This window comes from Streptomyces sp. NBC_01485 (assembly GCF_036227125.1).
Lineage (GTDB): Bacteria > Actinomycetota > Actinomycetes > Streptomycetales > Streptomycetaceae > Streptomyces.
Window position 1 is genome coordinate 5,523,561 of record NZ_CP109435.1, and the last position, 26,507, is coordinate 5,550,067.

19 protein-coding genes and 3 rRNA genes are annotated in these 26,507 nt (G+C 67.6%); 19 read left to right on the plus strand and 3 right to left on the minus strand.

Going from position 1 to position 26,507, the window contains the following annotated elements; all coding sequences use genetic code 11:
• Nucleotides 1-142 precede the first annotated feature (142 nt).
• Nucleotides 143-1,996 (plus strand): dihydroxy-acid dehydratase, encoded by a 1,854-nt coding sequence (gene ilvD, locus OG352_RS25055; protein WP_329219936.1) that lies wholly within the window; start codon nt 143-145, stop codon nt 1,994-1,996.
• A gap of 110 nt (nt 1,997-2,106) precedes the next feature.
• On the opposite strand, the gene OG352_RS25060 is transcribed toward ilvD, so the two are convergent.
• Complete coding sequence (locus OG352_RS25060; RefSeq protein WP_329219937.1) at nt 2,107-4,338, minus strand: serine/threonine-protein kinase; 2,232 nt, start codon at nt 4,336-4,338, stop codon at nt 2,107-2,109.
• A 181-nt stretch (nt 4,339-4,519) separates the two neighbouring features.
• Between OG352_RS25060 and OG352_RS25065 the strand changes: the two genes are divergently transcribed.
• From OG352_RS25065 to OG352_RS25075, 3 genes are all read left to right on the plus strand, one after another.
• On the plus strand, nt 4,520-4,837 hold the full coding sequence (locus OG352_RS25065; RefSeq protein WP_329219939.1) for an SH3 domain-containing protein: 318 nt from the start codon (nt 4,520-4,522) through the stop codon (nt 4,835-4,837).
• A gap of 216 nt (nt 4,838-5,053) precedes the next feature.
• Entirely contained in the window at nt 5,054-5,536 is a 483-nt protein-coding gene (locus OG352_RS25070; protein WP_329223953.1) for an EamA/RhaT family transporter, read from the plus strand.
• 163 nt (nt 5,537-5,699) lie between these two features.
• Nucleotides 5,700-6,509, plus strand: a complete 810-nt coding sequence (locus OG352_RS25075) for a class I SAM-dependent methyltransferase (protein ID WP_329219940.1) — start codon at nt 5,700-5,702, stop codon at nt 6,507-6,509.
• A 92-nt stretch (nt 6,510-6,601) separates the two neighbouring features.
• On the opposite strand, the gene OG352_RS25080 is transcribed toward OG352_RS25075, so the two are convergent.
• Nucleotides 6,602-8,041, minus strand: coding sequence for a SulP family inorganic anion transporter (locus tag OG352_RS25080; RefSeq protein WP_329219942.1), 1,440 nt, complete (start codon nt 8,039-8,041; stop codon nt 6,602-6,604).
• Nucleotides 8,042-8,268: 227 nt separating this feature from the next.
• Between OG352_RS25080 and OG352_RS25085 the strand changes: the two genes are divergently transcribed.
• The 3 genes from OG352_RS25085 (at nt 8,269) to proC (ending at nt 10,956) form a co-directional block, all read left to right on the plus strand.
• Nucleotides 8,269-9,114: an ABC transporter ATP-binding protein gene (locus OG352_RS25085; protein WP_329219943.1), complete on the plus strand. Its 846-nt coding sequence runs from the start codon at nt 8,269-8,271 to the stop codon at nt 9,112-9,114.
• Complete coding sequence (locus OG352_RS25090; protein ID WP_329219944.1) at nt 9,111-9,881, plus strand: ABC transporter permease; 771 nt, start codon at nt 9,111-9,113, stop codon at nt 9,879-9,881. Before OG352_RS25085 ends, OG352_RS25090 begins: the two co-directional genes overlap by 4 nt.
• 262 nt (nt 9,882-10,143) lie before the next feature.
• Nucleotides 10,144-10,956, plus strand: coding sequence for a pyrroline-5-carboxylate reductase (gene proC / locus OG352_RS25095; RefSeq protein ID WP_329219945.1), 813 nt, complete (start codon nt 10,144-10,146; stop codon nt 10,954-10,956).
• Nucleotides 10,957-11,064: 108 nt separating this feature from the next.
• On the opposite strand, the gene trpS is transcribed toward proC, so the two are convergent.
• Complete coding sequence (gene trpS, locus OG352_RS25105; RefSeq protein ID WP_329219946.1) at nt 11,065-12,111, minus strand: tryptophan--tRNA ligase; 1,047 nt, start codon at nt 12,109-12,111, stop codon at nt 11,065-11,067.
• A gap of 876 nt (nt 12,112-12,987) precedes the next feature.
• Here trpS and OG352_RS25110 point away from each other — a divergent pair.
• From OG352_RS25110 to OG352_RS25165, 12 genes are all read left to right on the plus strand, one after another.
• Nucleotides 12,988-14,514 (plus strand): 16S ribosomal RNA (locus OG352_RS25110).
• A 319-nt stretch (nt 14,515-14,833) separates the two neighbouring features.
• Nucleotides 14,834-17,957 (plus strand): 23S ribosomal RNA (locus OG352_RS25115).
• Nucleotides 17,958-18,052: 95 nt separating this feature from the next.
• Nucleotides 18,053-18,169, plus strand: a 5S ribosomal RNA gene (rrf, locus tag OG352_RS25120).
• The 16S, 23S and 5S rRNA genes sit together here, the layout of an rRNA operon.
• Before the next feature lie 85 nt (nt 18,170-18,254).
• On the plus strand, nt 18,255-18,899 hold the full coding sequence (locus tag OG352_RS25125) for an HAD family hydrolase (RefSeq protein ID WP_329219947.1): 645 nt from the start codon (nt 18,255-18,257) through the stop codon (nt 18,897-18,899).
• Nucleotides 18,900-18,991: 92 nt separating this feature from the next.
• The gene (locus OG352_RS25130; protein WP_329219948.1) at nt 18,992-19,735 is read left to right on the plus strand and encodes a VC0807 family protein; all 744 of its coding nucleotides are present in this window, start codon (nt 18,992-18,994) and stop codon (nt 19,733-19,735) included.
• A 102-nt stretch (nt 19,736-19,837) separates the two neighbouring features.
• Nucleotides 19,838-21,073, plus strand: coding sequence for an MFS transporter (locus OG352_RS25135; protein ID WP_329219949.1), 1,236 nt, complete (start codon nt 19,838-19,840; stop codon nt 21,071-21,073).
• On the plus strand, nt 21,024-22,196 hold the full coding sequence (locus OG352_RS25140) for an acetoin utilization protein AcuC (protein WP_329219951.1): 1,173 nt from the start codon (nt 21,024-21,026) through the stop codon (nt 22,194-22,196). The genes OG352_RS25135 and OG352_RS25140 overlap by 50 nt, the downstream gene beginning before the upstream one ends.
• 382 nt (nt 22,197-22,578) lie before the next feature.
• A complete protein-coding gene (locus tag OG352_RS25145) occupies nt 22,579-23,394 on the plus strand; it encodes a phosphatase (protein WP_329223954.1) in 816 nt (271 codons plus the stop codon).
• Between the two features lie 145 nt (nt 23,395-23,539).
• Nucleotides 23,540-23,752, plus strand: a complete 213-nt coding sequence (locus OG352_RS25150) for a helix-turn-helix domain-containing protein (RefSeq protein ID WP_004984898.1) — start codon at nt 23,540-23,542, stop codon at nt 23,750-23,752.
• A gap of 155 nt (nt 23,753-23,907) precedes the next feature.
• On the plus strand, nt 23,908-24,006 hold the full coding sequence (locus tag OG352_RS25155; protein ID WP_003948845.1) for a 30S ribosomal protein bS22: 99 nt from the start codon (nt 23,908-23,910) through the stop codon (nt 24,004-24,006).
• Nucleotides 24,007-24,328: 322 nt separating this feature from the next.
• Entirely contained in the window at nt 24,329-25,408 is a 1,080-nt protein-coding gene (locus OG352_RS25160; RefSeq protein ID WP_329219953.1) for an NAD-dependent epimerase/dehydratase family protein, read from the plus strand.
• A 14-nt stretch (nt 25,409-25,422) separates the two neighbouring features.
• Complete coding sequence (locus OG352_RS25165; RefSeq protein WP_329219955.1) at nt 25,423-26,490, plus strand: lysophospholipid acyltransferase family protein; 1,068 nt, start codon at nt 25,423-25,425, stop codon at nt 26,488-26,490.
• Nucleotides 26,491-26,507 lie beyond the last annotated feature (17 nt).

Here is a 26,507-nt window from a genome sequence, read left to right on the forward strand (position 1 = left end):
GGAAGGGAAGCAGCCCTGAGATGCCCTTCGGGGACCGGTTCGGCCGAGACGTGCGTCCCGTATTCCGGACACCTCGTCCCGCCCCCTGGATGACCGGCGTACGCTCAACAGGAGCCACAACTGTCTGAAGGAGCGAGTGACGATGCCCGAGCTGAGGTCCCGCACAGTCACCCACGGTCGCAACATGGCGGGCGCACGCGCCCTGATGCGCGCCTCCGGTGTACCCGGTGCGGACATCGGCCGGAAGCCGATCATCGCGGTGGCCAACAGTTTCACCGAGTTCGTGCCCGGGCACACGCACCTCCAGCCGGTCGGCCGGATCGTCAGCGAGGCGATCACCGCCGCCGGCGGCATCCCGCGCGAGTTCAACACCATCGCCGTCGACGACGGCATCGCGATGGGCCACGGCGGCATGCTGTACTCCCTCCCCTCCCGCGACCTCATCGCGGACTCGGTCGAGTACATGGTCGAGGCGCACTGCGCCGACGCCCTGATCTGCATCTCCAACTGCGACAAGATCACCCCCGGCATGCTGAACGCGGCGCTGAGGCTGAACATCCCGACGGTCTTCGTCTCCGGCGGCCCGATGGAGTCCGGCCGCGCCACGCTCGTCGACGGCACGGTCCGCACGCTCGACCTGGTCGACGCGATCTCCGACGCCGTCAACGACAAGATCTCCGACGAGGACATCCTCCGTATCGAGGAGAACGCCTGTCCGACCTGCGGTTCCTGTTCCGGCATGTTCACCGCCAACTCGATGAACTGCCTCGCGGAGGCCATCGGACTCGCCCTCCCGGGCAACGGCTCGGTCCTGGCCACGCACACGGCCCGCCGGGCGCTGTACGAGAACGCGGGCCGCACGGTGATGGACATCACCCGCCGCTACTACGAGCAGGACGACGAGACGGTCCTGCCCCGCAACATCGCCACTCTCGCGGCCTTCGAGAACGCCATGGCCCTCGACATCGCGATGGGCGGCTCGACCAACACGATCCTGCACCTGCTGGCCGCCGCCCAGGAGGCGGGCGTCCAGTTCGGCCTCGACGAGATCAACGAGGTCTCGCGCCGGGTGCCGTGCCTGGCGAAGGTCGCGCCGAACGTCGCCAAGGACCGCACGTACTACATGGAGGACGTGCACCGGGCCGGCGGCATCCCCGCCCTCCTCGGCGAACTGCACCGCGCGGGCCTGCTCAACGAGGACGTGAACTCGGTTCACAGCCCGTCCCTCGCGGACTGGCTGAAGACCTGGGACGTGCGCGGCGGCTCCCCGTCGGCGGAGGCCCTGGAGCTGTGGCACGCGGCGCCCGGCTGCGTCCGCTCAGCCGAGGCCTTCTCCCAGTCCGAGCGCTGGGAGGCCCTGGACACGGACGCCGCCGGCGGCTGCATCCGCAGCGCCGAGCACGCGTACTCGAAGGACGGCGGCCTGGCGGTCCTCAAGGGCAACCTCGCCGTCGACGGCTGCGTCGTCAAGACGGCCGGCGTGGACGAGTCGATCTGGACCTTCGAGGGCCCGGCCGTCGTCTGCGAGTCGCAGGAGGAGGCCGTCGAGAAGATCCTCAACAAGCAGGTGACGCACGGCGACGTCGTCGTCATCCGCTACGAGGGTCCCAAGGGCGGCCCGGGCATGCAGGAGATGCTCTACCCGACGTCCTTCCTCAAGGGCCGAGGCCTCGGCAAGACCTGCGCCCTGATCACCGACGGCCGCTTCTCCGGCGGCACCTCGGGCCTGTCGATCGGCCACGCGTCCCCGGAGGCGGCCTCCGGCGGCACCATCGCCCTCGTCGAGGACGGCGACCGCATCCGCATCGACATCCCGAACCGCACCATCGAGCTCGTCGTGGACGACGCCGAGCTGGCGCGCCGCGAGGCCGCCCTCGGCGGGACGTACGCCCCGAAGAACCGCGAGCGCAAGGTCTCCGCCGCCCTGCGCGCCTACGCCGCGATGGCGACGAGCGCCGACAAGGGCGCGGTGCGGGACGTGTCGAAACTGGGCTGACGCCCTTCGAGACGGTGACGTCCTCCGAGACGGTTGACGTCCTTCCAGACCGTGACTGTGACCGGGGCCGCTTACCCGACTTTCCAGGGAGGCGGCCCCGGTCGCATGTGTCACCAGCCCGCCGGATCCCGCCCGTCCACCGCGAAGACGGTCCCGTCGGGAGCGCCGGCGTAGACGCGGCCGTCGATCGCCGTGGGCGCGGGCAGCGTAGCCACCACCTCGTCGGAGTTGGCGCCGAGCCGCAGTCGCGTCTGCCCGACGAGCTTGCCGCGGGCGGCGTCCACGGCGAGGAGACGTCCGTCGGGGGCGCTGAAGTACACGTGGTCGCCGTCGGCGGACGGCACCGAACCGCGACTCACGGCCGTCTGCAGCGACCACACCTCCTTCCCCGCGGCCATGTCGACGGCCACCAGCGCCCCGTCGAAGGCCAGCAGGTAGACCAGGTCGCCCTGCACGGCGGCACGCCCCTGCTGGAGCTGGAGCGCGACGCCCAGTTCCACCCGCCGGGCCGCCTTGTCCGCCGGGCGGTAGCGGACCACGGCGTCGACCGAGCCGTACGCGCTGCCCTGGGACAGCAGCACGAGGCTGTCGCCGGTGGTGCCCACGAGCGTCAGCGCGCCGGTGAGCCGTTCGTCCCACCGCACCGTCCCGGTCGCGGGATCCACGGCCGTGATCCGCGTACGCCCGCCCCCCGAGCCCGAGCCCGAGCCCGAGCCCGAGTCCGGCGTGCTCACCACGTACGCCAGCGGATCCTTGGCGAACGACAGGAAGTACGGCTCGCTCACCCCCGGAATCCGCCGGCTCCACGCCGTCTTCCCGGTCGAGGCGTCCACCCCGGTCACCGTGCCGTCGGCCGCGGTCAGCAGCAGGGTGCCGCCGACGCCGCGCACCCCCGGGTACGCCGACACGTCCCGCTGCCAGCGCGTGGCGCCCGACGCCGGATCGAGCGCCTCCACCCGCTTGCCCGCGTGCGTCAGTACCAGCGCAAGGCCGCCCGCGAGCACCGGCGCCTCACTCGGCCGGTCGTCCCCGGAGAGCGCGTGCCGCCACAGCACCCGGCCGTCGGACGTGTCCAGCGCGGACACCAGCCCCGCCTGCACACAGAGCAGCCGCTTCGCGTCGTACGTGCACTGGGGCATGCCGCCCGTGCCGGTCCCCGTCCCGGTCTCCCCGCCGGCACCGCCGTCCGCCGGCCGCGCGCTCCAGGGCGCGAAGGCGGCCGACGCGGACTCCGACGCGCCGGTCTTCCCCGGCGCGTCGACGTCGCCGAACACCTGCGTGACGGCCAGCGAGCCACCCGACAGGACGACGACCAAGGCACCGGCGGCCAGGGCGACCCGCCTGCGCCGCCGCCGTGACCTCACCTCAGCGGACCCCGGCCCCTGCCCTGGTTCCGGTTCCGGTTTTGGTTCCTGCCCAGGCCGCGACTCCGCCGGGTCCAGCGACTCCGCCGGCCCGTCCCCAGGTTCCTCCAGCGTCCGCTGCGCCGGTATGAACGCCTGGGTGTCGTACGAGGCCGCCTCCGACCGCAGTTCCCGCATCAACTCGTCCGGCGTGGGCCGGTCCTCGGGCTCCTTGGCGAGGCAACGCGCCACCAGCGGCGCGAGGTTCGGCGGTACGCCGGTCAGGTCCGGCTCGTCGTGGACGACCTGGTAGGCGACGACGTAAGGGCTGTCGGAGTCGAACGGCCCGCGCCCCGTCGCCGCGTGCACCATCACGGACCCGAGCGCGAAGATGTCGGCGGCCGGCCCGACCTCCCGCGGCCGCCGGAACTGCTCCGGCGCCATGAACGGCGGCGTGCCGATCAACTTGCCCGTCTCGGTGCGCAGTTCGCTGTCCTTCGGGCGGGAGATACCGAAGTCGATGACCTTCGGCCCGTCCTCGGCGAGCAGCACGTTGCTCGGCTTCAGATCCCGGTGCACGACCCCGACCCGGTGGATGTCGCGCAGCGCCTCCGCGAGCCCGGCCATCAGCCGCCGCAACTCCCCGGATCTCATCGGCCCGTTCCGCTTCACCTGTTCGGCGAGCGTCGAACCGGGGATGAACAGCGTGGCCATCCACGGGCGTTCGGCCTCGTGATCGGCGTCGACGACGGGCGCGGTGAACGCCCCGCTCACCCGCCGGGCGGCCGCCACCTCCTGCCGGAAACGCCCCCTGAACTCGGGATCCCGCGCGAACTGGGCGTGGACGACCTTCACCGCGACCTTCATCCCGGAGGTGCTCCGGGCCAGGTGCACCACGCCCATCCCACCGGCCCCGAGGCACTCCTCCAGGCGGTAGTGACCGGCGTACTCCGGAAGTTCCGCTTCCGCGCCCGCCCCGGTGTTGCGCTGTGGCGTCATGGACCACCCCCGTGCTGTTCGTCCGCGCGCGCGACGCACGGAGCCTAGTCGATGCCCCGCACGGGACCGAGGCGGCTTGCCAGCCTCTTTGTACGAAGTGCGTACATGTGTTTCATTGAGTGCTTTAGGGGAATCAACGGGATCCCATGGCAGTCATGGGGTCCAACGGGGGAGGTTTTTCATGTCTGTCGAACGCGTGGAAGAAGTGGAAGAAGCAGTGGAATCGGCGAGCGCCGTCACGTCGGCGGCCCTCACCTACTACCCGATCGCCCCGGGCGTCCGGCTGAACGTGCGCAGCGGCCCCGGCACCAGCTACCCGATCGTCAGGGTCCTGGCCGAGGGCACGACGGTCCCGATCTACTGCCAGACCCCGGGCACCACGGTGACCGGCCCGTACGGCACGACGAACATCTGGGACAGCATCGCCGACAGCCAGTTCGTCTCGGACGCGTACGTCCACACGGGCAGCGACGGCTACGTCGCGCCGCACTGCGCCTGACCTTCTGGGCAACCCACCCGGGAGCCCGCCCTCGCCCGGAGCCATAATCGTCCCGTGAGCGACGAAAACGGCACCCCGGCCACCCCGGCGGGCTCCCCGGCCGCCCCCGCCGACCAAGCAGCCTCCGTCGGCGCGGGCGCGGGCGCGGGATCGGGCGCGGGATCGAGTGAGGGATCGGGATCGGGGTCGAGTGAGGGATCCGGCACGGGCACCGAAATCGGCACCGGCACCGGCCCCCGCCCGGAGCCCCTCCGCTTCTTCGGCACCACCTGGGTCGACCACGACCCCGGCCACCAGGGCTACGCCGCCCGCCGCATCGCCGCCGCCGTCGGCTCCCTCGCCGCCGTCACCATCTCCTGCCTCGTCCTCCGCTTCGCCTACGAGGGCATCGCGATCGCCGACCTGGGCGGCTTCGTGACCCTCCTGGTCGTCGTGATGTTCGCGGTCTGCAGCGCGCTCGCCTTCCGTAACACCTGGGACGCCTTCGCCAAGCGCCCCGACCCCGACCGCCAGGCCTCCCTGCGCGGCCTGCTGGCCATCGGCTTCGTGGGCTCCCTGCTCGCCTACTTCTTCCGCACCTTCACCGAAGCTCCTGGCGAGAAACTCCACCGCGAGGAGTACGACACGGCCCGCCAACAGCACGAACGCCGCAACGCCCGCCGCACAGGCAACCCGTCGAAGAAACGCCGCCACACCTGACCCGGACGCCCCGGACGCCCCGGATGCCCCGGCCGAGCCGGATGGTCCCGACGGATCCGGACGACCCCGACGACCCTCACGCCCATCACCTCCCGCCATCGCCCCCGCCCCCCACGCTCACCGCGGTCTTCCTCGCCCCCCTCCCACCGTCCACCATGGCCCCATGACGCAGTCCCCCCACACCACATCCCCCACCCCGTCCCCCACCCCCTCCCACCACACCACCCGAGCCCACTCCTTCAACTCCGCCGCAGCCCAGTACGCCGCCAACCGCCCCTCCTACCCGACCACCCTCCTCGACGCGATCGAGGACCTCGCCGGCCACCCCCTCACCGGCGCGCGGGTCGCGGACATCGGCGCCGGCACCGGCATAGCGACCGCCCTCCTGCACGCCCGCGGCACCGACGTCATCGCCGTCGAACCCGGCGACGGCATGGCCGCGCAGTTCCGCCAGACCCTCCCCGACGTGCCGATCGTCCGAGGCGACGGCAACCACCTCCCCCTGGCCGACGCCTCCCTCGACTTCCTCACCTACGCCCAGTCCTGGCACTGGACCGACCCGGCCCACTCGGTGCCGGAGGCCCTGCGCGTCCTGCGCCCGGGCGGCGCGCTCGCGCTGTGGTGGAACACCAGCGCGCTGGACGTGCCGTGGATCGATGCCCAGACGGACCGCATCCAGCGCCACTTCGGCCTCGACCGGGTCGTCCGCAAGAACGGCGACGGCTCGCACGCCGTCCTCGCCGACCCCTCCGGCCGTCTCGACTTCGCCCACCGCCGGGTCCGCTGGAGCCGCCGCGTCCCCGTCGACACGCACCTGGCCAACATCGGCAGCCACTCGGTCTTCCTCGTCCACGGCGAGGAGGGCACGGCCGCCTTCCTCGCCGAAGAGCGCCGCCACCTCCTCACCGCCTTCCCGGACGGCACGATCGAGGAGACCTACGACGTGGAACTACTGGTCGCCACCTCCCCCTGAACCACCCCCCCTGACGCACTCTGAACCACCCCCCCCTGACGCACTCTGAACCACCCCCCTGACGCACCTTGAAGCCCCTCCCCTTGAAGCACCTACCCCCGAAGCAGCTCCTCCCGTAGCAGCTCAGCCCGCTGTTCCCGCGCGGCGGCCCACCCCTCCAGGGCCGCCGCACACGCGTGGTCCACATGCCGCAGCCCGCCCAACTCCAGCCGCACCTCGCGGTCGCGCGGCAGCGCCTCCAACGCGTCCAGAAGTTTCGGCAGCCGCAGGAACGTCGCATGCCCCAGCACCCGGACGACGAGCCCGGCGTCGCCCCGGTCCTCCGTCTCGACGTGCACATGGCTGATCTCCCAGGCCGTCTTCGCCACGGCCAGCGCCAGCCCGACCAACACCCCCTCGAACAGGTTCCCCACGACGATCGCCCCGGCCGTGACCCCGAGTACGACGACCTCCGCCCGATGCCCGCGCCACAGCTTCCGCGCCTCCCGCACGGGCACGAGCTTGCCGCCGGCGTACACCAGCAGCCCGGCCAGCGCCGCCACCGGAATCACCCCGAGCACCCCGGGCACGACGGCCGCGAACAGCAGCAGCCACACCCCGTGCAGCACCCGCGACGCCTTCGTCCGCGCACCCGCCCTGACGTTCGCCGCGCTCCGCACGATGACCGCAGTCATCGGCAGTGCGCCCAGCACCCCGCACACGGCGTTGCCCGCGCCCTGCGCCATCAGCTCACGGTCGTAGTCCGTCCTCCTCCCGTCATGCAGCCGGTCCACCGCCGCCGCGCCGAACAGCGACTCCGCCGACGCGATCAGCGCGAACGCCACGACGGTCCCGATCACCCCCACTTCCGTCAGCCGCCCGAAATCCGCCGCCTCCGGCACCCGTACGGCATCCCACAAGCCCTGCACCCGCACCCGCCGCACATCCAGGTCGAACACCCACGTGACGCCCGCCGCCAGCGTCACCGCGACCAACGGCGCCGGAACCAGCCGAGCCCCGAGCCGCCACCGCCCCCACAGCAGCAACACGACCATGGTGGCACCCCCCACCGACAACGCCACCGGATCCACCCGCCCGGGCAACCACACCAGCCCGGCGAGCTTCCCGAGCCCGCCCTCCGGCGCACCCACGTCCCCGAGGGCGTACACCTGCCCGGCGACCAGCACCAGCCCGATCCCGGCGAGCATCCCGTGCACGACGGCCACCGAAACGGCCCGGAACCACCGCCCGAGCCGCAGCGCACCCAGCCCGAGCTGCACCAGCCCGGCAGCGAGCACGAGCACCCCGAGCGCCGCCACGCCGTACCTCTGCACGGCCTCGTGGACGAGCACGGTGAGCCCCGCCGCCGGCCCGCTCACCTGCAGGCTGCTGCCCGGCAGCACCCCGACCACCAGCCCGCCGACGATGCCGGTGACCAGCCCCAGCTCGGCGGGCACACCGGAGGCCAGGGCGACGCCCACACACAGGGGGAGCGCGACGAGAAAGACGACGAAGGAAGCGAACAGATCGGCCTTGCGAACACCATGGCGCAACACGGCGGCACCTCCGGTAGGAAACGGGAGATGCGTGGGCACGCGGCACCGGGGGAGGGTGCCGCGCATGAATTCCATTGTCAGTTGAAACGACCAACTCCGCACCGGGGTGTCGTTGCTTGCCGTGCGAACACAGAAGCGCAGGAACCCGAACCCCCGCCCCCAATCCCACCCCCACGCGCCTGCGCCGCTTGACGCTCCCTCGCGCCGCGAGCATTATTCATCGCATGATGAATTTCAGGTGGAACCCTCGCCCACCCGAAAGGGACGCACCCCAGCCCCCACCCACAGAACCCACCACCCCCACCCCCGCTCCCGCCGTACGCGCCGAAGGCCTCACCGCGATCCGAGGCACCCGAACGGTCCTCCACTCCCTCGACTTCACCGTCCCGCGAGGCCAGATCACCGGCCTGCTGGGCCCATCCGGCTGCGGCAAGTCGACCCTCCTGCGCGCGATCGTCGGCACCCAGGCCAAGGTCACCGGCACCCTCGACGTCCTGGGCCACCCCGCCGGCCACCCCACCCTCCGCACCCGCATCGGCTACGTCACCCAGGCCCCCTCCGTCTACGACGACCTGACGATCCGCCAGAACCTCGACTACTTCGCCGCGATCCTCGACCCCGGCCGCGTGGCAGCGGGCCGCCGCCACGAGAACGTCACCCGGGCCATCGCCGACGTGGACCTCACCACCCGCGCGAACGCCCTCGCCGGCAACCTCTCCGGCGGCCAGCGCAACCGCGTCTCCCTGGCCGTAGCTCTCCTCGGCACCCCCGAACTCCTCGTCCTGGACGAACCGACCGTCGGCCTGGACCCGGTGCTCCGCCGCGACCTGTGGAACCTCTTCCACGACATCGCGGCGACCCGGGGCACCACCCTCCTCATCTCCTCCCACGTCATGGACGAGGCCGAACGCTGCCACCGCCTGCTCCTCATGCGCGAGGGCGAGATCCTCGCCGACGCCACCCCCGACGCCCTGCGCACCCGCACCGGCACGGACACGGTCGAGTCGGCCTTCCTGCACCTGGTGGACGAGGCGACGCAGTCAACCCGCGCAAAGGAGCCCACGCCATGACCACAACCACAACACCCCCCACCAGCGCCCTGAACGCGGCCCGAACGACCGCCACCGCAGCCCGAGTCCTCCGCCAACTGCGCCACGACCCCCGCACGATCGCGCTGCTGATCCTCATCCCCTGCGCGATGCTGTTCCTGCTCCGCTACGTCTTCGACGGCAGCCCGCGCACCTTCGACAACATCGGCGCGTCCCTCCTCGGGATCTTCCCCCTGATCACGATGTTCCTGGTGACCTCCATCGCCACCCTGCGCGAACGCACCTCGGGCACCCTCGAACGCCTCCTCGCCATGCCCCTCGGCAAGGGCGACCTGATCGCCGGCTACGCCCTGGCCTTCGGCACCCTCGCGATCATCCAGTCGGCCCTGGCCACCGGCCTGGCGGTCTGGTTCCTGGACCTGGACGTCACCGGCAGCCCCTGGCACCTCCTCCTGGTCGCCCTCCTGGACGCCCTGCTGGGAACGGCCCTGGGCCTCTTCGTCTCGGCCTTCGCGGCCACCGAATTCCAGGCGGTCCAGTTCATGCCGGCGGTGATCTTCCCCCAACTCCTCCTCTGCGGCCTCTTCACCCCCCGAGACACCATGCACCCAGCCCTGAAAGCCATCTCCGACGCCCTCCCCATGTCCTACGCCGTCGACGGCATGAACGAAATCCTCAAACACACGGACATGACAGCCACCTTCGTACGAGACACCCTGATCGTGGCGGCCTGCGCACTCCTGGTACTGACCCTGGGAGCAGCAACCCTGAGGCGCAGAACAGCATGACGACAACTTTCCAGCCCAGTCCGGCTGCACTCAGCCCGTTGGGGGTCCCCCTCTGGGGGAGTTTGAGGACGAGGCCCCTTAAGGGCCGAAGCGGGGGTCTGGGGGCGGCAGCCCCCAGGAACGGGATGGGAACGGGTAAGGGCGGCGGGGGCGAAACCCAGCACACCCGCCCCACGTCCGCCCACCGGACACGCACCCCCACCCCCCACCCCCGATGCGAGGATGGCCCCGGACGACGCACACCCCCGGAGGACCCCCAGCCATGACCCAAAAAGTCGCAGTCCTCGGCACCGGCAAAATCGGCGAAGCCCTCCTCAGCGGCATGATCAGAGGCGGCTGGCCCACCACCGACCTCCTCGTCACCGCCCGCCGCCCGGACCGAGCCGAAGAACTCCGCACCCGCTACGGAGTCACGCCGGTCACCAACGCCGAGGCCGCCAAGATCGCCGACACCCTGATCCTCACGGTCAAACCGCAGGACATGAGCGGCCTCCTGGACGAACTCGCCCCCCACGTCCCCGCCGACCGCCTGGTCATCAGCGGAGCCGCCGGCATCACCACCGCCTCCATCGAGGAGCGCCTCGCCACCGGCACCCCGGTCGTCCGCGTCATGACGAACACCCCCGCCCTCGTCGACGAGGCGATGTCCGTCATCTCTGCCGGCACCCACGCCACCGCCGCGCACGTCGCCCACGCCGAGGAGATCTTCGGCTCCGTCGGCAAGACCCTCCGCGTCCCCGAGTCCCAGCAGGACGCCTGCACCGCCCTCTCCGGCTCCGGCCCCGCGTACTTCTTCTACCTGGTCGAAGCCATGACCGACGCCGGCATCCTCCTCGGATTGCCCCGCGACAAGGCCCACGACCTGATCGTCCAGTCCGCGATCGGCGCGGCCACGATGCTCCGCGACAGCGGCGAACACCCGGTCAGGCTCCGCGAGAACGTGACATCCCCCGCGGGCACGACCATCAGCGCCATCCGCGAACTCGAGAACCACGGCGTACGAGCCGCCCTCATCGCCGCCCTGGAGGCCGCCCGCGACCGCAGCCGCGAACTGGCCTCAGGCAAAAAGGACTGACGCACCGAGAACCGGAACGAGTGACGAGGTCGCCCGGAGCGTCGGCTTCGGCAGCGAGGTCACGATGCGCCAGCACTTCGCATCGCGCCTCGCCACCAGCCCCCGCGCCTACCGAGCCGCCGCGTTCAGCACTCCGTCGGCCACCGCCTCCGCCGCTGTCACCGGCGGAAGCAGCCCGATCGCGCGATAGGCCGTATCGACGACGGGCCGAGCCATCGCCCGAGCCTTCTCCGCTCCATCCCGCAGCACCCCCTCCACGTACACGGGGTCAGCGCACAACTCCTTGTGCCTGGCCTGCACGGGCCTGAGAACCTCGACGACCGCCTCCGCGGTGTCCTTCTTCAAAGCGCCGTACGACTCGTAAACGCCCGCCAGGACCTCCGGGTTCCCGCCCGTGCAAGCGGCGAGGATCTCCAGCAGATTCGCGACCCCGGGCCGCCCCTCCCGGTCGTACACGACCTCCCGCCCACTGTCGGTGACGGCCCGCATGACCTTCTTGCGCGCGACCTCGGGCTCGTCCAGCAGGTAGACGATCCCCGGCCCGGAGTCGTCGCTCTTGCCCATCTTCGACGCCGGCTGCTGCAGGTTCATCACCCGCGCCGCCACCGCCGGATGCGTGGCCTTCGGCACGACGAACGTGTGCCCGTACCGCTGGTTGAACCGCACCGCCAGGTCCCGCGCCAGCTCCACATGCTGCGTCTGGTCGTCTCCCACCGGCACCTCGTCGGTCCCGTAGGCCAGGATGTCGGCCGCCATCAGCACGGGATACGTGAGCAAGGACAGCCGCACGCTCCCCCCACGCTCCCGCTCCCGCGCGGACTTCTCCCGGTACTGGATCATCCGCCGCATCTCGCCGTCCGTGGCCACGCACTCCAGCAGATACGACAACCGCGCGTGCTCGTCCACATGACTCTGTACGAACACGGTGCACAACTGTGGATCCAGTCCCGCCGCCAGCAGCAGCGTCGCCGCCTGCCGACTCAGCCGACGCACCCGCGCCGGATCGTGGTCCACGGTCAGCGCGTGCAGGTCGACGACACAGAACAAGGAGTCCGCCCGGTGCTGGTCGACCTCGGCCCACTGCCGCAGAGCCCCGAGGTAGTTCCCCAGCGTCAGATGCCCGGTCGGCTTGATCCCGCTGAAGACTCGCTTCATCTCTCCACCTCCTGGTCGAGACCGCCGCTCCGGTCGGCCGACCCCCTGGAACCCCGGTGGGAGAAACAAGAACGGCCGCCGAAGCGGCGGCCGTTGAGTACATACGTGAGCACGGCCGCCGTCAGGCGGCCCACCACAGCTGGGTGCACGTATGCGTCGTCATGTCCGTCAGAGTACGCCTCAGGGGTGCCCTCGGGACATGAGTTGACACGCCCCGGACCAGATACGTAGTGTTCTCCGAGTTGTCCGACGTGAGCGCCGACTCCGGTCGGTCCCCGGACAGCCATTCCGCAGTACCAACCACTTCTCGACGCGCAGTCGATTCGGCTGCCGTCGCGTCATTGGCGTGCGTATTCGCGAAATGAGGAATCCGCGTTCGAAAGGGCGCAGGCCCCCGATTGGCTTCGGGAGCAGGGAATCCGCTAAAGTCTCACTCGTCGGAACGGCCCAACGGCCGGGAAGACAACCCCCCCGCTGACTGGGAATCAGGCCCGAAAGGATCTGGTAGAGTCGGAACCGCCGGAAAGGGAAACCGCGAAAGAAAAGCGGGAACCTGGAAAGCACCGAGGAAATCGGATCGGGAAACGGTCTGGTAGAGTCGGAAACGCAAGACCGAAGGGAAAAGCCCGGAGGAAAGCCTGAGAGAGTCTCTCGGGTGAGTACAAAGGAAGCGTCCGTTCCTTGAGAACTCAACAGCGTGCCAAAAATCAACGCCAGATATGTTGATACCCCGTTCCCGGCAGTGATAGCCGGGGATGAGGTTCCTTTGAAATAAAACACAGCGAGGACGCTGTGAACGGCCGGGCTTATTCCGCCTGGCTGTTCCGCTCTCGTGGTGTCGACCCGCGCTTTTAATTAAGCATAGTCGGGAAAACATTCACGGAGAGTTTGATCCTGGCTCAGGACGAACGCTGGCGGCGTGCTTAACACATGCAAGTCGAACGATGAAGCCTTTCGGGGTGGATTAGTGGCGAACGGGTGAGTAACACGTGGGCAATCTGCCCTTCACTCTGGGACAAGCCCTGGAAACGGGGTCTAATACCGGATGATACTTCCACTCGCATGGGTGGGGGTTGAAAGCTCCGGCGGTGAAGGATGAGCCCGCGGCCTATCAGCTTGTTGGTGAGGTAATGGCTCACCAAGGCGACGACGGGTAGCCGGCCTGAGAGGGCGACCGGCCACACTGGGACTGAGACACGGCCCAGACTCCTACGGGAGGCAGCAGTGGGGAATATTGCACAATGGGCGAAAGCCTGATGCAGCGACGCCGCGTGAGGGATGACGGCCTTCGGGTTGTAAACCTCTTTCAGCAGGGAAGAAGCGAGAGTGACGGTACCTGCAGAAGAAGCGCCGGCTAACTACGTGCCAGCAGCCGCGGTAATACGTAGGGCGCAAGCGTTGTCCGGAATTATTGGGCGTAAAGAGCTCGTAGGCGGTCTGTCACGTCGGATGTGAAAGCCCGGGGCTTAACCCCGGGTCTGCATTCGATACGGGCAGACTAGAGTGTGGTAGGGGAGATCGGAATTCCTGGTGTAGCGGTGAAATGCGCAGATATCAGGAGGAACACCGGTGGCGAAGGCGGATCTCTGGGCCATTACTGACGCTGAGGAGCGAAAGCGTGGGGAGCGAACAGGATTAGATACCCTGGTAGTCCACGCCGTAAACGGTGGGAACTAGGTGTTGGCGACATTCCACGTCGTCGGTGCCGCAGCTAACGCATTAAGTTCCCCGCCTGGGGAGTACGGCCGCAAGGCTAAAACTCAAAGGAATTGACGGGGGCCCGCACAAGCAGCGGAGCATGTGGCTTAATTCGACGCAACGCGAAGAACCTTACCAAGGCTTGACATACACCGGAAACGGCCAGAGATGGTCGCCCCCTTGTGGTCGGTGTACAGGTGGTGCATGGCTGTCGTCAGCTCGTGTCGTGAGATGTTGGGTTAAGTCCCGCAACGAGCGCAACCCTTGTTCTGTGTTGCCAGCATGCCCTTCGGGGTGATGGGGACTCACAGGAGACTGCCGGGGTCAACTCGGAGGAAGGTGGGGACGACGTCAAGTCATCATGCCCCTTATGTCTTGGGCTGCACACGTGCTACAATGGCCGGTACAAAGAGCTGCGAAACCGTGAGGTGGAGCGAATCTCAAAAAGCCGGTCTCAGTTCGGATTGGGGTCTGCAACTCGACCCCATGAAGTCGGAGTTGCTAGTAATCGCAGATCAGCATTGCTGCGGTGAATACGTTCCCGGGCCTTGTACACACCGCCCGTCACGTCACGAAAGTCGGTAACACCCGAAGCCGGTGGCCCAACCCCTCACGGGGAGGGAGCTGTCGAAGGTGGGACTGGCGATTGGGACGAAGTCGTAACAAGGTAGCCGTACCGGAAGGTGCGGCTGGATCACCTCCTTTCTAAGGAGCATCTAGGCTGCCGGGCTTGCCCGGTGGTCCAGGGCCATTACGTCGGCGTATGTCCGACGGTGGTTGCTCAAGGGTGGAACGTTGATTATTCGGCCGGTTTCCGGGTCGGAGGCTGCAAGTACTGCTCGTAAGGGTGTGGAAAGCATGATCTTCGGGCGGGGGTTGGTCGGGCACGCTGTTGGGTGTCTGAGGGTATGGCCGCAAGGTCTGTCTTCAGTGCCGGCCCCAGTGCACTCCGACCCGGTGAGGGTTGGGGGTGATGGGTGGCTGGTCGTTGTTTGAGAACTGCACAGTGGACGCGAGCATCTGTGGCCAAGTTTTTAAGGGCGCACGGTGGATGCCTTGGCACCAGGAACCGATGAAGGACGTGGGAGGCCACGATAGTCCCCGGGGAGTCGTCAACCAGGCTTTGATCCGGGGGTTTCCGAATGGGGAAACCCGGCAGTCGTCATGGGCTGTCACCCATACCTGAACACATAGGGTATGTGGAGGGAACGCGGGGAAGTGAAACATCTCAGTACCCGCAGGAAGAGAAAACAACCGTGATTCCGGGAGTAGTGGCGAGCGAAACCGGATGAGGCCAAACCGTATGCGTGTGAGACCCGGCAGGGGTTGCGCATACGGGGTTGTGGGATCTCTCTTTCACAGTCTGCCGGCTGTGAGGCGAGTCAGAAACCGTTGATGTAGGCGAAGGACATGCGAAAGGTCCGGCGTAGAGGGTAAGACCCCCGTAGCCGAAACGTCAACGGCTCGTTTGAGAGACACCCAAGTAGCACGGGGCCCGAGAAATCCCGTGTGAATCTGGCGGGACCACCCGCTAAGCCTAAATATTCCCTGGTGACCGATAGCGGATAGTACCGTGAGGGAATGGTGAAAAGTACCGCGGGAGCGGAGTGAAATAGTACCTGAAACCGTGTGCCTACAAGCCGTGGGAGCGTCGGAGTGCATGCTTGCATGCATTCTCGTGACTGCGTGCCTTTTGAAGAATGAGCCTGCGAGTTTGCGGTGTGTTGCGAGGTTAACCCGGGTGGGGTAGCCGTAGCGAAAGCGAGTCCTAATAGGGCGTTTGAGTAGCACGCTCAAGACCCGAAGCGGAGTGATCTAGCCATGGGCAGGTTGAAGCGGAGGTAAGACTTCGTGGAGGACCGAACCCACCAGGGTTGAAAACCTGGGGGATGACCTGTGGTTAGGGGTGAAAGGCCAATCAAACTCCGTGATAGCTGGTTCTCCCCGAAATGCATTTAGGTGCAGCGTCGTGTGTTTCTTGCCGGAGGTAGAGCACTGGATAGGCGATGGGCCCTACCGGGTTACTGACCTTAGCCAAACTCCGAATGCCGGTAAGTGAGAGCGCGGCAGTGAGACTGTGGGGGATAAGCTCCATGGTCGAGAGGGAAACAGCCCAGAGCATCGACTAAGGCCCCTAAGCGTACGCTAAGTGGGAAAGGATGTGGAGTCGCAGAGACAACCAGGAGGTTGGCTTAGAAGCAGCCACCCTTGAAAGAGTGCGTAATAGCTCACTGGTCTAGTGATTCCGCGCCGACAATGTAGCGGGGCTCAAGCGTACCGCCGAAGTCGTGTCATTGCAGCATATAGGGCCAACGCCTGCTGTGATGGGTAGGGGAGCGTCGTGTGCCGGGTGAAGCCGCGCCGGAAGGCAGTGGTGGACGGTTCACGAGTGAGAATGCAGGCATGAGTAGCGATACACACGTGAGAAACGTGTGCGCCGATTGACTAAGGGTTCCTGGGTCAAGCTGATCTGCCCAGGGTAAGTCGGGACCTAAGGCGAGGCCGACAGGCGTAGTCGATGGATAACCGGTTGATATTCCGGTACCCGCTGTGAAGCGTCAAACATTGAATCAGGCGATGCTAAGTCCGTGAAGCCGTTCCGGACCCTTCGGGGAATGGAAAGTGGTGGAGCCGACGGACCAGACTTGTAGTAGGTGAGTGATGGGGTGACGCAGGAAGGTAGTCCATCCCGGGCGGTGGTTGTCCCGGGGTAAGGGTGTAGGCCGTGCGATAGGCAAATCCGTCGCACATTAAGGCTGAGACCTGATGCCGAGCCGATTGTGGCGAAGTGGATGATCCTATGCTGTCGAGAAAAGCCTCTAGCGAGTTTCATGGCGGCCCGTACCCTAAACCGACTCAGGTGGTCAGGTAGAGAATACCGAGGCGTTCGGGTGAACTATGGTTAAGGAACTCGGCAAAATGCCCCCGTAACTTCGGGAGAAGGGGGCCATCACTGGTGAGGGGACTTGCTCTCCGAGCTGGGGGTGGCCGCAGAGACCAGCGAGAAGCGACTGTTTACTAAAAACACAGGTCCGTGCGAAGCCGTAAGGCGATGTATACGGACTGACGCCTGCCCGGTGCTGGAACGTTAAGGGGACCGGTTAGTCACATTTCGGTGTGGCGAAGCTGAGAACTTAAGCGCCAGTAAACGGCGGTGGTAACTATAACCATCCTAAGGTAGCGAAATTCCTTGTCGGGTAAGTTCCGACCTGCACGAATGGCGTAACGACTTCTCGACTGTCTCAACCATAGGCCCGGTGAAATTGCACTACGAGTAAAGATGCTCGTTTCGCGCAGCAGGACGGAAAGACCCCGGGACCTTTACTATAGTTTGATATTGGTGTTCGGTTCGGCTTGTGTAGGATAGCTGGGAGACTTTGAACTCTGGACGCCAGTTCAGGGGGAGTCGTCGTTGAAATACCAGTCTGGTCGTGCTGGATGTCTAACCTGGGTCCGTGATCCGGATCAGGGACAGTGTCTGATGGGTAGTTTAACTGGGGCGGTTGCCTCCTAAAGAGTAACGGAGGCGCCCAAAGGTTCCCTCAGCCTGGTTGGCAATCAGGTGTTGAGTGTAAGTGCACAAGGGAGCTTGACTGTGAGACCGACGGGTCGAGCAGGGACGAAAGTCGGGACTAGTGATCCGGCGGTGGCTTGTGGAAGCGCCGTCGCTCAACGGATAAAAGGTACCCCGGGGATAACAGGCTGATCTTCCCCAAGAGTCCATATCGACGGGATGGTTTGGCACCTCGATGTCGGCTCGTCGCATCCTGGGGCTGGAGTCGGTCCCAAGGGTTGGGCTGTTCGCCCATTAAAGCGGTACGCGAGCTGGGTTTAGAACGTCGTGAGACAGTTCGGTCCCTATCCGCTGCGCGCGCAGGAATATTGAGAAGGGCTGTCCCTAGTACGAGAGGACCGGGACGGACGAACCTCTGGTGTGCCAGTTGTTCTGCCAAGGGCATGGCTGGTTGGCTACGTTCGGGAGGGATAACCGCTGAAAGCATCTAAGCGGGAAGCCTGCTTCGAGATGAGTATTCCCACCCCCTTTGAGGGGTTAAGGCTCCCAGTAGACGACTGGGTTGATAGGCCGGATGTGGAAGCCCAGTAATGGGTGGAGCTGACCGGTACTAATAGGCCGAGGGCTTGTCCTCAGTTGCTCGCGTCCACTGTGTTGGTTCTGAAACCACGAACAGCCCCACACCCCCTTTGGCCGGGGTGTGGTGCGGCTGAAACAGTTTCATAGTGTTTCGGTGGTCATAGCGTGAGGGAAACGCCCGGTTACATTCCGAACCCGGAAGCTAAGCCTTACAGCGCCGATGGTACTGCAGGGGGGACCCTGTGGGAGAGTAGGACACCGCCGAACAATCATTCCGGGAAACCCCCGCACCATAATAATGGTGCGGGGGTTTTCTGCGTTCACGATTATTTGGGTCGTTTAGGGTTTTGCCATGCGCTACGACTTGGTGATCTTCGATAACGACGGTGTCCTCGTGGACAGTGAGCCGATCTCCAACCGGCTGCTGGCCGCCTATCTGACCGAGCTCGGGCATCCCACCTCCTACGAGGACTCGATCCGGGACTACATGGGATCCGCGATGCACCGGATCCACGACCTGGTCCAGGAGCGCACCGGGGAGCGGTTGCCGGCGGAGTTCGACGACACGTTTCACCGGCGGGTGTTCGCGGCCTTCGAGCGGGAGCTGGAGCCCGTGGCGGGAGCCGTGGACGTCGTAGCGAAGCTGGCCGCGGACGGGGTGCCGTACTGCGTGGCGTCGTCGGGAAGTCATGAGCGGATTCGGGTGGGGCATCGGACGACGGGGCTGGTCCGGTGGTTCGAGGAGGCGCGCATCTTCAGCTCGCAGGACGTGGGCAAGGGGAAGCCGGCACCGGATCTGTTCCTGTACGCGGCCGAGCGGATGGGGGCGGCGCCGGAGCGGTGTGTGGTCGTCGAGGACAGTCCGCTGGGCGTGCAGGCGGCTGTGGCGGCCGGGATGGACGTGTACGGGTTCACCGCGATGACGCCGGCCGCGAGGCTCGCGGGGGCCACTGAACTCTTCTCCGGCATGCGGGAGTTGGCTGACCTGCTGAACTGACGGTCGGCCCGGAGTCGGCCTGACATTTGTCATGCGTAGCTCTGGACGTTCGTTTCTACTGGGGGACCCCCTGCGGCGGCGAAGCTGAGGACATGACGACGAACCAGCACACGAAGCAGCACCGGAAGCAGAACGCCTTCGCTCCGCTCCTCATGGATGTGGCGGTGCCGCTCGGGTCGTACTACCTGTTCAAGGGCGCGTTCGGGATGAGCACCTTCGCGGCGCTGGCCTGGAGCAGCCTGGTGCCGGCCGTGCGGACCGGGTGGAGTGCGGTCAGGGAACGGACGGCTAACGGGCTCGCCGGGCTCATCCTCGTCGTCAACGTCGTCGGGCTGGTGCTCAGCTTCGTCTCCGGGGATCCGCGGCTGATGCTGGCCAAGGACAGCGGGGTCAGCAGTACGGTCGGGATCGGGATCCTGGTGTCCGTGGTGCTGGGGAGGCCGATGATGACGGCCGGGCTCAAGCCGTTCCTGGTGAAGGGGGACGCGGTCAAGGAAGCTGCCTGGGGGCGGCTGGAGAGTGGGGCGGCGGCCGCGTCGGCTGACTTCCGGAGGCGGGAGCGGGCCTTCTCACTGGTGTGGGGAGTGGTGCTGCTCGCCGAGTGCGTGCTGCGGGTCGTCGGGGCGTACACGGTGCCGGTGGACACCATGGTGTGGCTCGGGTCCGTGGTGATGGTCGTGGCGATCGGGCTGGGGATCCTGGTCGGCGGGGCGCTCGGTGCCGGGCCGATGCAGGAGATGCTCGCCTCCGAGGTGGGGGCCCGGGAAGACGGCGGAGTCGAGGCCGAGGTCGGGGTCGGCGGGGTCGGGGTGCCTGAGGTCGTTCTCGCTCGGTGACTCCGGTAATTCCGGTAATTCCGGCCTCTCGGGCAAAGTTGAGGGGAATTCATCTTTGGCTGGATCTACCCACGAGTACGCAGGGGCCCTACGCTCGCCGCCATGACAGAAGTGCTGCGGCGCGGTAGGGCCTCTTTGGCGTTCAGTTTCTTTGCGCAGGGTGCCGCTTTTGCGCTGCTCGTGACGAGGATCCCGGCTATCCAGAACAGGTACGGGGTGTCGGACGCGCTGCTGCCCGTCTTCCTCGCCGCCGTGCCCGTCCTGGCCGGGGTCGGGAGCGTGACGACCGAGCAGTTGGTGAAGCGGATACCGGCCAGCCGGCTGCTGCGCTGGTCCCAGCCGGTCGTGCTGCTGGCGCTGCTCGGGGTCGGGGCGGGGCGCGGGATGGCCGAACTGGGGGTCGCGCTGGCGGTGTTCGGGCTCGCCGTGGGGGCGCTGGACGCCTCGATGAACATGCTCGGGGTGAGTCTGCAGCGGGCGTACGGGCGCAGCATCATGCTGAGTTTCCACGCCGTGTACAGCCTGGGCGGGATCGTGGGGGCCTCGCTGGCGTGGGTGGGGGCGCACTGGCATCTCGCGCTGTGGGTGTCGTATCTGCCGGTGGTGGCCGTGCTGCTGCCGGCCGCTCTGGTGGGGAGCCGGTGGTATGTCGACGCGGGCTCGGACGGTGAGAAGGCCGGGGCTGTGGAGGGCGGCACGGCGGAAGGCGGCGGTGGTACGGGGGTCGTGTTCAAGATGCTGCTGCCGCTGTGCCTGGTGATGAGCTTCGCCTATATCGGGGACTCGACCGTCTCCAACTGGAGTGCGAAGTATCTGCAGGACGTGCTGGGGAGTTCGGAGCAGCTCGCGACCGTCCCGTACAACGTCTACATGGTGACCACGCTGATCGGGCGGGCCATCGGGGACTACGGGGTGCGGCGGTTCGGGGCGGCGGCCGTGGTGCGGGTGGGGGCGCTGGTGGCGGCCGGCGGGTTCGCGGTGGTGGCGGGTGCGCCCGGGGCGTGGGTGGGGATGCTCGGGTTCACGCTCGTGGGGCTGGGGCTGTGCGTGCTGGTGCCGCAGACGTTCGCGGCGGCGGGACGGTTGTTCCCCGGGGCTTCGGATGCGGCCATCGCGCGTCTCAATATTTTCAACTACGTCGGGTTTTTGATCGGCTCGCCGTTGGTGGGGGCGCTGGGGGACGCCTGGACCTACCGGGGGGCGATGGTGGTGCCGATGGTGTTGGTGCTGGTGACGTTGGTGTACGCCCGGTCGTTCGCCGCTCAACCGGACCGATACGGTGGCGGTCATGAGCGGCCGCGCACAGCTGATGTGGGACGAGGCAGTAACGGGCTATGACTTCGGGCCCGAGCATCCGATGGATCCGGTCCGGCTGGAGCTGACCCGGAGGCTGGTCGACGCCCTGGGGCTCGACCGCGAGGTGGACGTCGTCGCGGCGAAGCCCGCCGGGGAGTCGACCCTGCGGCTCGTGCACCGGGAGGACTACGTCGAGGCCGTGAAGGCGGCGTCGGCGGATCCGGAGGCGGCGGACCAGGCGTACGGGCTGGGGACGATGGACGATCCGGCGTTCGCGGGGATGCACGAGGTGTCCGCGCTCATCGCCGGGCTGTCGGTGGCGGCCGCGGAGGCCGTGTGGCGGGGTGAGGCACTGCACGCGGTGAACTTCGCGGGCGGGCTGCACCATGCGATGCCAGGGGGTGCGTCGGGGTTCTGCGTCTACAACGACGCCTCGTTGGCCATCGCCCGGCTGCTGGAGCTGGGGGCCGAGCGGGTCGCGTACGTGGACGTCGACGTGCATCACGGGGACGGGGTCCAGGCGGCGTTCTGGGATGACCCGCGGGTGCTGACGATCTCGTTGCACGAGCATCCTCGTACGTTGTTCCCGCAGACCGGGTGGCCGGAGGAGACCGGTGGGGAGGGGGCGGAGGGGTCGGCGGTGAACGTCGCTCTGCCGGCGGGGACCGGGGACGCGGGGTGGTTGCGGGCGTTTCACTCCGTGGTGCCGGAGCTGATCGCTGATTTTCGGCCGGATGTGCTGGTGACCCAGCATGGGGCCGATACGCACTTCGAGGATCCGTTGGCTCATCTCGCGGTGTCTCTTGATGCGCAGCGGGCCGTGCAGGTGGCCTGTCATGAGCTGGCGCACGAGTACGCCGGGGGGAAGTGGGTCGCGTTGGGTGGGGGTGGGTACGCGGTGGTGGAGGTGGTTCCGCGGTCGTGGGCGCATCTGGTGGGCGTGGTGGCGGGGGCGCCGGTGGCGCCGGAGACGGTGATCCCGGAGGGGTGGCGGCAGGAGGTCTTTGCTCGTACTCGGCAGTTGGGGCCGGTGCGGATGACTGATGGGCGGTGGCCGGTGGGGTGGGTGGGGTGGGAGTCCGGGTACGACCCTGCGGATCGGCTGGATCAGGCTGTGCTGGCTACTCGGCGGGCGGTGTTTCCGTTGCGGGGGTTGTTGCCGTAGGCCTCCGGCGGTGGGGCGGTTGTGCGGGTGGGTGGTGCGGGTGGGTGGGGGTGGCCGTCCCAGGGGGCTCTGCCCCCGGGACCCCCGGATCGGCACCGAAAGGGCCTCGTCCTCAAACTCCCCCAGAGGGGGATCCCAACGGGCTGAAGGCACGGACCGGGCTTGAGGCTTGCCGTCGGACGGGCTGGAAGGCGCCGACCGGCGATCGAGCCCTGCCGTAGGACGGGCTGAACACTCACCCGCCGGACAGGCTGGAAAGCACCGACCGGCGCTCGAGTTCTGCCGCCTGACGGGCTGGGAAACACTCTCCGCTTACGCCAACCGTGCGGTGTTGGTCCCGTTTCTGCCCCAGGTCAGCGGCCCGTCCGTCAGCATCGCTTTCGTGTTGAGTTGTGGGGGGCTTCGGGCGCATCTGGTTGCTGCGCGGTTGGCCGGGGTGGTGGCTACGTCCCGGGAGGAGAGTCTGCGGAGTTATCGGCTCTTCGCTGCTCGGGATCCCCGGGTGCTGATCGGGCTTGATCCTGAATGGTCCTGGGGGCAGCGGGATTTGATCGCGCTGATGGCCGACAAGTGTGGGGTTTCGGCCGATCCTCGATGTGTGTCCGGGCATGATGTGATCGACCCCGAGCGGACGGTGGCCGCGCTCGACGCCTTCGCGGATCGGCTCGCCTCGGTCGCCCAGCGTGGTGCTGCCGTGCTGCTCGGCACCGGGCATCCGCATCGGCTGCTGGGGTTCTACACAGGACTTGCAGACGCTTTGTCGGCGGCGGGATGTGAAGTTCTCACCCCGGCGCAGGGTCACTGTATCGACATAACGACCCGGTTCGGTCTACGCACGCACCACCTCGACTACGTACGAGGAGTCGCGGTCGTCCGGGAGACCGACGCTGAACGCGCCGGTTGTGCGACCGGTGCGCACAGTCATTCACCGCTGCCGGTTCGGGTCGCTCTAGACGCGGCGGCCGAGGCCGGCGGGCCGCTGCCCGAGCTGGTGATCGGGGACCACGGGTGGGTCTGCGGCGCAGGTCAACTGGGGTTCGAGGCCATCGGACTGGCCGACACCGACGACCCCGCGCTGTTCGTCGGGGAGGCCGAGGGAGTCGTCTCCGTGGCCGTTCCGCTTGATGACGCCGTGCGGTCCGCTTACTACAGGCCGCTGACCCGCTACGTACTCAATCGAGCGTGTCTGTCACAGTAGGCCTGCGATGGGCATGCGATGGGTGCACCTCTTCCCCACTCGCATCACCCGCCCCTACATTGGGGAGTGAGCACGCAACGACGAAGAGTCACTGGAAGGGGAAGCCGGTGGCCGTCGAGTCGAGTGCGGAAGGTTCAGGTGTGTCATGGCTGCAGCTGGCGAGAGGCCTCTGAACGAGGTTCAGTTCCTTACCGTGGCGGAAGTCGCCTCGGTGATGCGAGTGTCGAAGATGACCGTGTACCGACTGGTGCACAGCGGTCATCTGCCCGCGATCCGGGTGGGGCGGTCCTTCCGCGTCCCCGAGCAAGCGGTTCACGAATACCTCCGCGAGAGCTATGTGGGGGTGGAAACCGCCTGACGGCAGTGGGCCGGGGGGATCCTAAGGGCTCTTCCGGATCCCCCCGATCCGCCTCGATTACGACCTCAGCGCTCGGACGGGTAGGCTGGCCCCTTGTAGGTCGTATGGGCCCATGGCGCCCAACGCCGAGTGATGAGAAGTGAGCGAGGGTAGTCGTGGGCTCTGTTATCAAGAAGCGGCGCAAGCGGATGGCCAAGAAGAAGCACCGCAAGCTGCTCAAGCGCACGCGCGTTCAGCGTCGCAACAAGAAGTAAGCGAACGTACTTACTTCTTCGCGACGCGAGCCGCGTAGGCGTCGTGTGGCCCCCCACCGTGTTATCGGTGGGGGGCCACACGCATCTCCGGGTGTCGTGCGGTCGGCTGAACGCCGTGCGTATGTATGGACTGACACCATGGCTGATCTGGTCGTATGACCGCAGGTTGTCGTCACCTCGCGCTGCGGGCGGTCATCACAGCGCAACATCGACCCGCTAAGTTGGCCCGCAGACGGGAACGGGGTACACGGCAGGGTGGCCGAGCGATTCCGGGGGATCCAGCGGATCCGGGCGGTTCCAGGACGGAAGGAAGGCGCTGATCTTGGGGAAGGTCGTGCTTGTTACCGGAGTGGCCCGTCAGTTGGGGGGCCGCTTCGTACGGCGGATCCAGCGTGACCCGCGGGTCGACCGGGTGGTCGCCGTGGACGCCGTACGGCCCGAGCACCATCTCGGGGGCGCCGACTTCATCCAGGCCGACATCCGGCAGCCCGCGATCGCGCGGGTGCTCGCCGAGACCGGCGCCGACACGGTCGTCCACCTCGACGTGACGGCGACCGCGCTGGGCAGCGGCAGCCGGACCACGGTCAAGGAGACCAACGTCATCGGCACCATGCAGTTGCTGGGTGCCTGTCAGAAGTCGCCGAGTGTGAAGCGGCTGGTCGTGAAGTCCAGTACGAACGTGTACGGGTCCGCCTCCCGCGACCCCGCCGTGTTCACCGAGACGACCCCGGCCAAGTCGCTGCCCAGCGGCGGCTTCGCGAAGGACGCCGTCGAGGTCGAGGGGTATGTGCGCGGGTTCGCCCGGCGGCGGCCCGATGTCGCGGTGTGCGTGCTGCGGTTCGCGAACATCCTGGGGCCGACCGCCGAGACGCCGCTCGCCTCGTACTTCTCGCTGCCCGTGCTGCCCACCGTGCTCGGCTACGACCCCCGGCTGCAGTTCGTGCACGAGGACGACGTGATCGACGTGCTGCGGATCGCCTCGCACGAACCGGAGCGGGGCACGCTCAACAGCGGCACCTTCAACATCGCCGGGGACGGCGTGCTGTTGCTGTCGCAGTGCTCGCGGCGGCTCGGGCGGCCCACCGTGCCGCTGCTGCTGCCGGCCGTCACCTGGGCCGGGTCGCTGGTGCGTACGCTGGGCATGACGGACTTCTCGCCGGAGCAGATCCGGCTGCTCACGCACGGCCGGGTCGTGTCGACGGTCCAGATGCGGGAGACGCTGGGGTTCACGCCGCGGTACACGACGGCCGAGACCTTCGCGGACTTCGCGCGCAGCCACGGACCCGGGCTGCTGCCGCCCGAGGCCGTCGCCGGGGCCGTGGACCGGGTCGCCGCGCTGCCCCTGCCCCTGCCGGGTGGCGGTCATGCCGCCGCTCACCCTCCGACGCCGAGCGCCAACTGAGGAGCGCATCAACGATGGCGGACGCCAAGGTCATTCCGTTCGACGACGACCGGACCCGGGGGAGCGCCGTGCCGCGGCCGCCGCGGCGCCGGGGCGTGGGGAGCCGGCGCAAGAACGGCGAGCCCGCGCCGGTCCGGGAGATCGGCGAGGTCGGTGAGGTCCAGCCCCTGCCCACCAGGGCGATGGGGCGGGATGATGTTCCTGTGACGGGTGAGGAACGGGCGCGCGAGGGCGCGGACGGGGGCGGCCTGGAGCGGCGGATCGCGGGCGGGCTGTCCTTCCTGCGCCGGCGTCTCACGGGCGACTACGAGGTCGACGACTTCGGCTACGACGAGGAGCTGACCGACCAGGTCCTCATGTCCCTGCTGCGGCCGGTGTACGACAAGTACTTCCGGGTCGAGGTGAAGGGCATCGAGAACATCCCGGCCGAGGGGGGCGCACTGATCGTCGCCAACCACTCCGGGACGCTGCCGTTGGACGGCCTGATGATGCAGGTCGCCGTCCACGACCACCACCCGGCGGACCGGCACCTGCGTCTCCTGGCCGCCGACCTCGTCTTCGTGCTCCCGGTCGTCAACGAGCTGGCCCGCAAGCTCGGGCACACCCTCGCCTGCGCGGAGGACGCCGAACGGCTCCTCGGGCAGGGCGAGGTCGTCGGGGTGATGCCGGAGGGCTTCAAGGGCATCGGGAAGCCCTTCGGCGAGCGCTACAAGCTCCAGCGGTTCGGCCGGGGCGGCTTCGTCTCCACGGCCCTGCGGCAGGGCGTCCCGATCATCCCGTGCTCGATCGTCGGGGCGGAGGAGATCTACCCGATGATCGGCAACGCCAAGACCCTGGCCCGCGTCCTGGGCATCCCGTACTTCCCCCTGACGCCGACCTTCCCGTGGCTGGGCCCGCTGGGCGCCGTCCCGCTGCCGACGAAGTGGACGATCCAGTTCGGCGAGCCGATCCCGACGGACGGCTACCCGCCGGAGGCGGCCGAGGACCCCATGCTGATGTTCAACCTGACGGACCAGGTCAGGGAACAGATCCAGCACACCCTCTACAAGCTGCTGGTGCAGCGGCGGTCGGTGTTCTTCTAGCGGTCCGCCACCCGTTC